The following is an 11,566-nucleotide window of genomic DNA, read 5'->3' on the forward strand; positions in this document are numbered from 1 at the left end:
CAGGTCAATTCCCTTTTTGTTCGATATCACCCATAATACGCCCCCGGTTTGCACACCGGGAATCCAGGAGAGTTCATGTACTACCCCTTCGTTCGTAAAGCCCTTTTCCAGCTCGATCCAGAGCGCGCTCATGAATTAACTTTTCAGCAATTACGTCGTGTGACGGGAACGCCTCTAGAAGCGTTGATCCGCCAGAAGGTACCGGCGAAACCGGTCACCTGTATGGGATTAACCTTTAAAAATCCGCTTGGTCTGGCTGCTGGTCTGGACAAGGACGGGGAGTGTATTGATGCCCTGGGCGCGATGGGATTTGGCTCGATCGAGATCGGCACCGTGACCCCGCGTCCACAGCCCGGCAATGATAAGCCAAGACTGTTCCGCCTGGTCGATGCCGAAGGTTTGATCAACCGTATGGGCTTTAATAACCACGGCGTTGATAACCTGGTCGAGAACGTTAAAAAGGCCCATTATGACGGGGTGCTCGGAATTAATATCGGCAAAAATAAAGATACGCCGGTTGAGCAGGGTAAAGATGACTATCTGATTTGTATGGAAAAAATCTATGCCTATGCCGGTTATATTGCCATTAATATCTCCTCGCCAAATACGCCGGGATTACGTTCATTACAATATGGCGACGCGCTGGATGATTTGCTTACGGCGATTAAAAATAAACAAAACGATCTGCAAAAGATCCACCAGAAATATGTTCCGATCGCTGTAAAGATCGCGCCGGATCTTTCTGAGGAAGAACTGATCCAGGTTGCCGATAGTTTAGTACGCCATAATATTGATGGTGTTATTGCCACCAATACAACACTCGATCGTTCTTTGGTTCAGGGAATGAAAAATTGCGATCAAATGGGTGGCTTAAGTGGTCGTCCGCTGCAATTAAAAAGTACAGAAATTATCCGCCGTCTGTCTCAGGAATTAAAAGGTCAGTTGCCTGTTATTGGCGTTGGCGGTATCGACTCAGTGATTGCCGCGCGCGAGAAGATGGCTGCCGGGGCGTCGCTGGTTCAGATTTATTCTGGTTTTATTTTTAAAGGTCCGCCACTGATTAAAGAAATCGTTACCCATATTTGATTTTTTCTCTCTCTTTATCAGAATATCAGACAACCAGGGGTTTATTTCCTCCCCTGGTTGTTTTATATTCTTTCACTGTTGCTTATTTAAACATTTTAAGCTTTGCTTATTAAGGTAATAAACGAAGCGGCGAAAAAGGACAATTTTGCAACGGGGCGATGGAGAGGGGAGAGAAAACAATGCGAATTAAACCTGACGATAACTGGCGCTGGTATTATGACGAAGAGCATGACCGAATGATGCTCGATTTAGCCAATGGCATGTTATTTCGCTCGCGTTTTGCCCGCAAAATGCTCACCCCGGATGCATTCTCACCGTCCGGTTTTTGCGTTGACGATGCCGCGCTGTACTTCTCCTTTGAAGAAAAGTGCCGCGACCTTGAGCTCTCTAAAGACCAGAAAGCTGAGCTGGTGCTCAATGCGCTGGTGGCCATTCGCTATCTGAAACCCCAAATGCCGAAAAGCTGGCACTTTGTGGCGCACGGCGAAAACTGGGTACCCGGCACTGGCGATGCGGCTTGTGTCTGGCTGAGCGATACCCAGGAACAAATCAATCTGTTAGTGGTAGAGCCTGGCGAAAATGCGGCGCTGTGCCTGCTGGCGCAACCCGGGGTGGTTGTGGCCGGGCGGACGATGCAGCTTGGTGATGCGATTAAAATAATGAATGACCGACTGAAGCCGTCGTTTCGTCCGCACAGCTTCAGCCTGGAACAGGCGGTTTAACGCGCCAGCTTCAGCGCGGTTTTTGGCACGCAGCTACAGCTGAGGATGGTGCCATCATCGCCAAGTGCCGATCTCTTCAGCGGGTTCACTTCGCCTTCCAGCAGTTTGATACGACAGCAGCCGCAAATTCCCGCCCGACACGAATAGGGTACCCGGATCCCCTGGTTTTCCAGTTGCTCAAGCAATACCTGTTGATTGTTCCCCTGAAACGCCTGTCCCTGCCAGTCGATGGTGACCGTCGCATTCGGTTGCTGCGCGACTTCAACCGTCTCCCCGGTGTCGGCGGCGCCATAAACGCGAGCCGGACCGGTCGATAAAACCTCCACTTCATCGCCCACGCGAATCACGCCGCTATTACGGGCGATCAGGTTCAGCCCAAAATCGACATCGCCATTGTCCGGCGCGGTACGGAAGGTTTGCAGCGTTGCCAGCGGCTCACCGGAGGGATGCTTTTGCCCTTTTTCCGGACTGACCGTGGTAAAAATACAGCGGCTGCACGGTTTCGCCACGTCAAAAATGACCTCACCAATACGGATCACTTTCCAGCTATCTTCTTCCCATGCCGTAGCACCAGAGACCACGATATTGGGGCGGAACTGTTCAACCTGCACCCCCGCCGGGCAGCGCTGCTGCAGATCGCGCAACGAAGCGTCATTCACCAGCAGATACGGGAAACCATCGGCAAAAGAGAGCGGCACGCCCGCGTGGCGTTTAACCCGCCGGGTCAACTGTGGTCCCACCCAACGCAGTTGCACGCTGCGGGAGAAGAAGCCGCTAAGCCACTGATTAATCGCATCGGGGGCGACTCGCGCGGTAAAATGGTTGCCCCAGACTTCCGTCGGCGCATCCTGGGCGGCAAAATCAGCAAACCGCACCAGCGCGCTGCTGCCGTCAGGCGCGGTCAAATGCAGGCCATCGTGCAGGGGCGAGGGGGTAAAGCGCACCATTTGTGGAAACTGACGCGCTGTGATGAAGGTGCCATCGGCTTCGGTAACCATAAAAATACGATCAAAAGCCAGACCGCTGACGTCTGCCAGAGCGTGGGTCAGCCCAATGCCACGCATTGATTTGACGGGGTGGATGAAAAGTCTGGATAACGTCAACACGGTACAGTCCCTCGAAAGAAATAAGCCTTCAACTTTATGACATAGCGCCCATATTAGCTATAATGCGCAGCAATTTTCTTCGAGTATAAGTGACGCTATGAATTCTTTGTTTGCCAGTACGGCCCGTGGGCTGGAAGAGCTGTTAAAAACTGAACTGGAAAGCCTCGGCGCCGTGGAGTGTCAGGTGGTTCAGGGTGGGGTCCATTTCCAGGGCGACACCCGGCTTGTTTACCAGAGCCTGATGTGGAGTCGCCTGGCCTCGCGCATTATTTTACCGTTGGGTGAGTGCAAAGTTTACAGTGACTTAGACCTTTACCTTGGTGTGCAGGCCATCGACTGGACGGCAATGTTTAATCCGGGTGCGACCTTTGCTGTCCACTTCAGCGGGCTGAACGACACCATTCGCAATAGCCAGTACGGCGCGATGAAAGTCAAGGATGCGATTGTTGACGCCTTCACGCGTAAAAAACTGCCGCGTCCGAATGTCGATCGCGAATCGCCAGACATCCGCGTAAACGTCTGGCTGAATAAAGACACGGCCAGCATTGCGCTGGATTTAAGCGGTGACGGTCTGCATCTGCGCGGCTATCGCGATCGCACTGGTCTGGCACCGATCAAAGAGACGCTGGCGGCGGCGATTGTGATGCGCTCTGGCTGGCAGCCGGGAACTCCATTGCTCGACCCGATGTGCGGTTCGGGCACGCTATTGATTGAGGCGGCGATGTGGGCAACCGATCGCGCACCGGGCTTACACCGTGGGCGTTGGGGCTTTAGCGGCTGGGCGCAGCATGATGACGCTATCTGGCAGGACGTGAAGGCGGAAGCGCAAACCCGCGCCCGCAAAGGTCTGGCTGAATATACCTCGCGTTTTTACGGCTCTGACAGTGATGCCCGAGTGATCGAACGCGCGCGCAGCAACGCCCGTCGCGCAGGGATTGGCGAACTGATTACCTTCGAAGTCAAAGACGTGGCGAAGCTGAGCAATCCGCTGCCGAAAGGTCCTTACGGGACGGTGATCAGCAACCCGCCTTACGGCGAACGTCTGGACAGCGAGCCGGCGCTGATTGCGCTGCACAGCCTGCTGGGACGCACCATGAAGAACCAGTTCGGCGGCTGGAATCTCTCTTTGTTCAGCGCCTCACCGGATTTGCTAAGCAGCCTGCAACTGCGCGCGGACAAACAATTCAAAGCGAAAAACGGCCCGCTGGACTGTGTGCAGAAAAACTACCATGTAGCGGAAAGCACGCCGGACAGCAAACCGGCAACGGTGGCGGAAGACTATGCCAACCGTCTGCGTAAAAACATCAAGAAACTGGAAAAATGGGCGCGTCAGGAAGGGATTGAATGCTACCGCCTGTACGATGCCGATCTGCCTGAATACAACGTAGCGGTCGATCGCTACGCTGACTGGGTCGTGATTCAGGAGTACGCTCCGCCGAAAACTGTCGATGCGCAGAAAGCGCGTCAGCGACTGTTCGACATCATCGCCGCCACCTTGTCGGTGCTGGAGATTGCGCCGAACAAGCTGGTGCTGAAAACCCGTGAACGGCAGAAAGGGAAAAACCAGTATCAGAAGATGAACGAGAAGGGGGAATTCATCGAGGTAAGCGAATACAACGCTCGCCTGTGGGTGAACCTGACCGATTACCTGGATACCGGACTGTTCCTCGATCACCGTATTGCGCGACGGATGCTGGGGCAGATGAGCAACGGCAAAGACTTCCTTAACCTGTTTTCCTACACCGGCAGCGCCAGTGTGCACGCAGGTTTAGGCGGCGCGCGCAGCACCACGACGGTCGATATGTCGCGTACCTATCTTGAGTGGGCAGAGCGCAACCTGCGTCTGAATGGCTTGAGCGGACGCGCGCATCGCCTGATCCAGGCCGACTGTCTGGCCTGGCTGCGTGAAGCTAATGAACAGTTTGATCTGATTTTTATCGATCCCCCGACGTTCTCCAACTCGAAACGGATGGAGGATGCCTTTGACGTTCAGCGCGATCACCTGGCGCTGATGAAAGATCTGAAACGTCTGCTGCGTAAAGGCGGCACGATCATGTTCTCCAACAATAAACGCGGATTCCGTATGGATCTTGACGGACTGGCGGCGCTGGGGCTGAAAGCACAAGAAATCACCCAAAAAACGCTTTCCCAGGACTTTGCCCGTAACCGTCAAATCCACAACTGCTGGTTGATTACCGCGGCCTGAAAGGATAAGTAAATGTCATTAATCAGTATGCATGGCGCATGGCTGTCGTTCAGCGACGCGCCGCTTCTTGATAATGCAGAACTGCATATCGAAGATAACGAACGCGTCTGTCTGGTGGGCCGTAACGGCGCCGGCAAATCAACGTTAATGAAGATCCTCAATCGTGAGCAGGGTCTGGACGATGGGCGCATTATTTATGAGCAGGATCTGATCGTTGCCCGTTTGCAACAGGATCCTCCGCGCAATATTGAAGGCACCGTTTACGATTTTGTCGCGGAAGGCATCGAAGAACAGGCGGTCTACCTTAAGCGATATCACGAAATTTCGCGTCTGGTGATGACCGATCCGAGCGACAGAAACTTAAATGAGCTGGCAAAAGTGCAGGAGCAGCTCGATCACCACAATCTGTGGCAACTGGAAAACCGCATCAATGAGGTGCTGGCGCAGTTAGGACTGGATCCTAATGCCGCGTTGTCGTCGCTGTCCGGTGGTTGGCTGCGTAAAGCCGCGCTGGGTCGTGCACTGGTCAGTAATCCGCGCGTTCTGCTGCTGGATGAACCGACCAACCACCTCGATATTGAAACCATTGACTGGCTGGAAGGGTTCCTGAAGTCGTTCAATGGGACGATTATTTTTATCTCCCACGACCGTTCTTTTATTCGCAATATGGCGACCCGCATTGTCGATCTCGATCGTGGCAAGCTGGTGACCTACCCGGGGAATTACGATCAATACCTGGTGGAGAAAGAAGAGGCGCTGCGCGTCGAAGAACTCCAGAACGCCGAGTTCGATCGCAAGCTGGCGCAGGAAGAGGTGTGGATCCGCCAGGGCATTAAAGCCCGTCGTACCCGTAATGAAGGCCGCGTGAGGGCGCTGAAAGCGATGCGCCGCGAACGCAGCGAACGCCGCGAAGTGATGGGCACCGCGAAGATGCAGGTCGAAGAGGCGACCCGCTCTGGTAAGATCGTCTTCGAAATGGAGAACGTGGATTACCAGGTCGACGGCAAACAGCTGGTGAAAGACTTTTCAGCTCAGGTACAGCGCTGCGATAAAATTGCCCTGATCGGTCCTAACGGCTGCGGTAAGACCACGCTGCTGAAGCTGATGTTAGGCCAGTTGCCGCCGGACAGCGGTCGTATTCACGTCGGTACGAAACTGGAAGTCGCTTATTTCGACCAGCACCGCGCCGAACTGGATCCAGACAAGACGGTGATGGACAACCTCGCCGAAGGTAAGCAGGAAGTGATGGTTAACGGCAAACCGCGCCATGTGCTCGGCTATTTGCAGGACTTCTTGTTCCATCCGAAACGGGCGATGACCCCGGTACGCGCACTGTCTGGCGGTGAGCGAAATCGTCTGCTGTTGGCGCGTCTTTTTCTGAAACCCAGCAATCTGTTGATTCTCGATGAACCAACTAACGATCTCGACGTCGAAACGCTGGAGTTGCTGGAAGAGCTGATTGATGGTTATCAGGGCACCGTGTTACTGGTGAGCCACGATCGTCAGTTTGTCGACAATACGGTGACCGAGTGCTGGATTTTCGAAGGCAACGGGAAAATCGGCCGTTATGTCGGCGGCTATCATGATGCACGCAGTCAACAGGAACAGCATCTGGCGTTTAAACAGCCAGCGGCGAAAAAAACTGAGGAAGTGGTTGCCCCGAAAGCAGAAATTGTAAAACGCGCCAGTAGCAAACTAAGCTATAAACTGCAGCGCGAACTGGAACAGTTACCGCAACTGCTGGAAGAACTGGAAGCGAAGCTGGAAGCCCTGCAGGCACAGGTTGCCGACGCCGCGTTTTTCAGCCAGCCTCATGAGCACACACAACAGGTTTTGGCCGATCTGGCAAAAGCAGAGCAAGAACTTGAGCAGGCCTTTGAGCGCTGGGAGTATCTTGAAGCGTTAAAGAATGGTGCATAATTAAGGAGCACACCATGTGCGAACATCATCATGCCGCAAAGCACATTTTGTGCTCGCAGTGTGACATGCTGGTGGCATTGCCCCACCTTGAGCATGGGCAGAAAGCGGCATGCCCGAGATGTGGCACAACATTGACGGTGATGTGGGACGCGCCGAGACAGCGTCCCACTGCTTATGCGTTAGTTGCGCTGTTTATGTTGCTTTTATCGAATCTGTTCCCTTTTGTGAATATGAATGTCGCTGGGGTGAGCAGTGAAGTGACCCTGATGCAAATCCCTGGTGTCCTGTTTTCGGAAAATTACGCCAGTCTCGGTACGTTCTTTTTACTCTTCGTTCAACTGGTTCCCGCATTTTGCCTGTTAACCATTCTGTTGTTGGTGAATCGGGTACAAATGCCCGCAAGGCTCAAAGCCCAACTGGCTCGCATTCTGTTTCAGCTAAAGAGCTGGGGAATGGCGGAAATTTTTCTCGCGGGCGTGCTGGTAAGTTTCGTCAAACTGATGGCATACGGCGATATCGGCGTCGGCAGCAGCTTTATCCCCTGGTGCTTCTTCTGCATTCTGCAACTCCGCGCGTTTCAGTGTGTTGACCGTCGCTGGCTGTGGGACGATATCGCCCCTATGCCCGTGATTAAACAGACGTTAACACCTGGCGTTCCCGGCATTCGTCAGGGATTACGCTCTTGTTCCTGCTGTACGGCGATCCTTCCGGCGGATGAGCATCTTTGCCCGCGCTGCGAAACGAAAGGGTATGTGCGCCGCAGAAACAGCCTGCAATGGACGCTGGCATTACTGTTCACGTCGATCATGCTGTATCTTCCAGCGAATATTTTGCCGATCATGATCACCGATTTACTGGGGTCGAAACTGCCTTCCACCATTCTTGAAGGGGTGGTTTTAATCTGGAGTGAAGGCTCTTATCCGGTCGCGGCGGTGATCTTTATCGCCAGTATTATGGTGCCGACGCTAAAAATGATCGCCATTGCCTGGCTGTGCTGGGACGCCAAAGGGCATGGCAAGCGTGACAGTGAACGCATGCACCTGATTTATGAAGTGGTGGAGTTTGTAGGTCGCTGGTCAATGATTGATGTGTTTGTTATCGCCGTGCTCTCTGCGCTGGTGCGCATGGGAGGTTTGATGAATATTTATCCAGCAATGGGTGCATTAATGTTTGCTTTAGTCGTCATTATGACAATGTTTTCTGCGATGACATTTGATCCGCGTCTGTCGTGGGATCGTGAACCAGAACCAGGCCATGAGGAGTCCTGATAACATGGAATCTAAAAGTGGGGAAGCCAAAATCCAGAAGGTAAAAAACTGGTCTCCCGTGTGGATTTTTCCCATCGTCACTGCGCTGATTGGGGCATGGGTTCTGTTCTATCACTACAGCCATCAGGGACCGGTTGTGACCCTGATTACCACCAATGCCGAGGGCATCGAGGGCGGAAAAACCACTATCAAAAGCCGCAGCGTTGACGTGGGTGTTGTCGAAAGCGCCACGCTGACCGACGATCTGACGCATGTTGAAATCAAAGCGCGCCTGAACGCCGGTATGGAAAAACTGCTGCACAAAGACTCCGTGTTTTGGGTGGTGAAGCCACAGGTTGGACGTGAAGGGATCAGCGGCTTAGGGACGCTGCTTTCTGGCGCTTATATCGAACTGCAGCCGGGTAATAAAGGTAACAAACTGGAAAAGTATGATCTGCTGGATTCGCCGCCGCTGGCGCCGCCTGATGCCAAGGGGATCCGCGTGGTGCTCGACAGTAAAAAAGCCGGTCAGCTTAGTCCCGGCGATCCGGTTCTGTTCCGTGGCTATCGCGTCGGATCGGTGGAAACCAGTACTTTTGATCCACAAAAACGCAGCATCAGCTATCAGCTGTTTATCAATGCACCTAACGATCGCCTGGTCACCAGCAACGTCCGTTTCTGGAAAGACAGCGGGATTGCCGTGGATCTGACGTCCGCAGGCATGCGGGTAGAAATGGGCTCGCTGACGACGTTATTTGGCGGAGGTGTTAGTTTTGACGTACCTGAAGGGCTTGAGCAGGGTCAGCCGGTTGCCGAGAAGGCCGCCTTTAGCCTGTATGACGATCAGAAAAGCATCCAGGATTCGCTGTTCACCGAGCACATCGATTACCTGATGTTCTTCAAAGATTCGATCCGCGGTCTGCAACCGGGAGCGCCGCTGGAGTTCCGCGGTATTCGTCTGGGGACGGTGAGTAAAGTGCCGTTCTTTGCGCCAAATATGCGTCAGGTGTTTAACAACGATTACCGTATTCCTGTGCTGGTGCGCATTGAACCCGAGCGTCTGAAAGCGCAGTTGGGTGAAGATACCGACGTGGGCGCTCATCTGGCCGACCTGCTGAAGCGGGGCTTACGCGGCTCGCTGAAAACCGGGAACCTGGTGACCGGGGCGTTGTATGTCGATCTGGACTTCTATCCGAAAGAGCCGCCGATTACTGGCATTCGCGAGTTTAACGGTTATCAGATCATCCCGACGGTGAGCGGCGGTCTGGCACAAATTCAGCAGCGGCTGATGGAAGCGCTGGATAAGATCAACAATCTGCCGCTGAACCCGATGATTGAGCAGGCCACCAATACGTTGAGTGAAAGCCAGCGCACGATGAAACATCTGCAAACGACACTGGATAACATGAACAAGATTACGTCCAGTCAGTCTATGCAACAACTGCCGGCAGATATGCAGAATACTCTGCGTGAACTGAATCGCAGCATGCAGGGCTTCCAGCCGGGTTCGGCAGCCTACAACAAGATGGTGGCCGATATGCAACGTCTTGATCAGGTGCTCCGCGAGCTACAGCCGGTGCTGAAAACGCTGAATGACAAGAGTAACGCGCTGGTGTTTGAAGCGAAGGACAAGAAAGATCCAGAGCCGAAGAGGGCGAAACAATGAAAAAGTGGCTAGTGGTGGCGATGGCGTTCTGGCTGACATCATGCAGTACCAGTGGAGATAACAAAAGCTATTACCAGCTTCCTGTTGCGCAAGGTGGCGTGCAGAGTACCGCAAGCCAGGGGAACCGTCTGCTGTGGGTCGAGCAAGTTGCAGTGCCGGATTATCTGGCCGGCAATGGCGTGGTCTATCAGACCAGCGATGTACAGTACGTGATCGCCAATAATAATCTGTGGGCCAGTCCGCTGGATCAACAGTTGCGCAATACGCTGGTTGCCAATCTGAGTACACAATTGCCGGGTTGGGTGGTGGCGTCTCAACCGTTAGGCAGCGTGCAGGACACGCTCAACGTGACGGTCACCGGCTTCCACGGTCGTTATGATGGCAAAGTGGTGGTCAGTGGTGAGTGGCTGCTAAACCATCAGGGACGTCTCATTAAGCGTCCGTTCCACATTGAAGCCGTACAGACACAGGACGGTTACGATGAAATGGTGAAAGTGCTGGCGAACGTCTGGAGCCAGGAAGCAGCGGCGATTGCTCAGGAGCTGAAGCGCATCCCATAGTTTAAAATTTTGTAAATAAAACCGTCTCAGACCGTGCGTTTGAGGCGGTTTTTTTTGGCCGTAGAGAGGGTCCAGGAACTTGTTCCGGTTCACATTTTTTGTACAACCGAGTTTTTCACTAGCTCACAAATATGACACCTGTGTGAATTTTGCGCATTGACGGAACCGGGGATTCGCGGTATTCGTTTAGTGTGATTGCACACTTCGTAATCACTGTTATCTTTTCCACCAGATATTAAATATGAGGGAAACGAGGCATGAAGAGACAAAAACGAGATCGCCTGGAACGGGCACATCAACGTGGTTATCAGGCCGGTATTGCCGGACGCTCAAAAGAAATGTGTCCCTATCAGACGCTGAATCAGAGGTCGTACTGGCTAGGAGGCTGGCGAGAAGCCATGGCTGACAGGGTGGTAATGGCCTGATTCTGTCTCTTTAAAAAGAAACCTCCGCAGTGCGGAGGTTTCGCCTTTTATGACCTGTGATAAATGACGCTATCTGGTCATTCACCCGGTTGGCATCAGAACGCAGAGGTGTCCTGGAACAGCCCGACTTTCAGATCGTTTGCGGTATAAATCAGACGACCATCCACCAGCACTTCACCATCTGCCAGACCCATGATCAGGCGGCGATTTACGATGCGCTTGAAGTGGATACGGTAGGTCACTTTCTTCGCAGAAGGCAACACCTGACCGGTGAACTTCACTTCGCCTACGCCCAGCGCGCGGCCTTTGCCTTCACCGCCGAGCCAGCCGAGGTAGAATCCAACCAACTGCCACATGGCGTCCAGTCCCAGGCAACCCGGCATGACCGGATCACCGATGAAGTGGCATCCGAAGAACCAAAGATCAGGATTAATATCCAGCTCTGCCTCAACATAACCTTTGTCGAAGTTGCCGCCCGTTTCGGTCATTTTGACGACACGGTCCATCATCAGCATGTTAGGAGCAGGCAACTGCGGGCCTTTCGCACCAAACAGCTCACCGCGACCAGAGGCAAGAAGGTCTTCTTTTGTATAGGATTCGCGTTTATCTACCATGTTCTCTGTAAGCC

General features: G+C 53.3%; 10 protein-coding genes. 8 read left to right on the forward strand and 2 right to left on the reverse strand.

Annotation, left to right across the window (positions count from 1 at the left end):
* Positions 1-75: 75 nt before the first annotated feature.
* Together pyrD and zapC are read left to right on the forward strand one after the other, a co-directional pair.
* Positions 76-1,086 carry a quinone-dependent dihydroorotate dehydrogenase gene (gene pyrD, locus C2U53_RS19405; RefSeq protein WP_043001168.1) on the forward strand — a complete coding sequence of 337 codons (1,011 nt, stop codon included), beginning with the start codon at positions 76-78 and terminating at the stop codon, positions 1,084-1,086.
* A gap of 179 nt (positions 1,087-1,265) precedes the next feature.
* Positions 1,266-1,808 carry a cell division protein ZapC gene (zapC, locus tag C2U53_RS19410; RefSeq protein WP_043001167.1) on the forward strand — a complete coding sequence of 181 codons (543 nt, stop codon included), beginning with the start codon at positions 1,266-1,268 and terminating at the stop codon, positions 1,806-1,808.
* Here the strand turns inward: zapC and C2U53_RS19415 are convergent.
* A complete protein-coding gene (locus C2U53_RS19415; RefSeq protein ID WP_043001166.1) occupies positions 1,805-2,914 on the reverse strand; it encodes a YcbX family protein in 1,110 nt (369 codons plus the stop codon). The genes zapC and C2U53_RS19415 overlap by 4 nt on opposite strands.
* Positions 2,915-3,011: 97 nt before the next feature.
* Here C2U53_RS19415 and rlmKL point away from each other — a divergent pair, with 97 nt between their 5' ends.
* From rlmKL to rmf, 6 genes are all read left to right on the forward strand, one after another.
* The gene (gene rlmKL / locus C2U53_RS19420; RefSeq protein WP_104446320.1) at positions 3,012-5,120 is read left to right on the forward strand and encodes a bifunctional 23S rRNA (guanine(2069)-N(7))-methyltransferase RlmK/23S rRNA (guanine(2445)-N(2))-methyltransferase RlmL; all 2,109 of its coding nucleotides are present in this window, start codon (positions 3,012-3,014) and stop codon (positions 5,118-5,120) included.
* A 12-nt stretch (positions 5,121-5,132) separates the two neighbouring features.
* Entirely contained in the window at positions 5,133-7,040 is a 1,908-nt protein-coding gene (locus C2U53_RS19425; protein ID WP_043001164.1) for an ABC transporter ATP-binding protein, read from the forward strand.
* A 14-nt stretch (positions 7,041-7,054) separates the two neighbouring features.
* Positions 7,055-8,308, forward strand: coding sequence for a membrane integrity-associated transporter subunit PqiA (pqiA, locus tag C2U53_RS19430; protein WP_043001163.1), 1,254 nt, complete (start codon positions 7,055-7,057; stop codon positions 8,306-8,308).
* Between the two features lie 4 nt (positions 8,309-8,312).
* Entirely contained in the window at positions 8,313-9,953 is a 1,641-nt protein-coding gene (gene pqiB / locus C2U53_RS19435; RefSeq protein WP_044256306.1) for an intermembrane transport protein PqiB, read from the forward strand.
* Positions 9,950-10,513 (forward strand): membrane integrity-associated transporter subunit PqiC, encoded by a 564-nt coding sequence (pqiC, locus tag C2U53_RS19440; RefSeq protein ID WP_043001161.1) that lies wholly within the window; start codon positions 9,950-9,952, stop codon positions 10,511-10,513. The genes pqiB and pqiC overlap by 4 nt, the downstream gene beginning before the upstream one ends.
* 257 nt (positions 10,514-10,770) lie before the next feature.
* Positions 10,771-10,938 carry a ribosome modulation factor gene (rmf, locus tag C2U53_RS19445; RefSeq protein WP_042320000.1) on the forward strand — a complete coding sequence of 56 codons (168 nt, stop codon included), beginning with the start codon at positions 10,771-10,773 and terminating at the stop codon, positions 10,936-10,938.
* 95 nt (positions 10,939-11,033) lie between these two features.
* Here rmf and fabA read toward each other — a convergent pair whose 3' ends face one another.
* The gene (gene fabA, locus C2U53_RS19450; RefSeq protein WP_013097260.1) at positions 11,034-11,552 is read right to left on the reverse strand and encodes a bifunctional 3-hydroxydecanoyl-ACP dehydratase/trans-2-decenoyl-ACP isomerase; all 519 of its coding nucleotides are present in this window, start codon (positions 11,550-11,552) and stop codon (positions 11,034-11,036) included.
* Between the last annotated feature and the right edge of the window lie 14 nt (positions 11,553-11,566).

The sequence above is a fragment of the Citrobacter sp. CFNIH10 genome, from assembly GCF_002934585.1.
In the GTDB taxonomy this organism is placed as follows: domain Bacteria; phylum Pseudomonadota; class Gammaproteobacteria; order Enterobacterales; family Enterobacteriaceae; genus Citrobacter_A; species Citrobacter_A amalonaticus.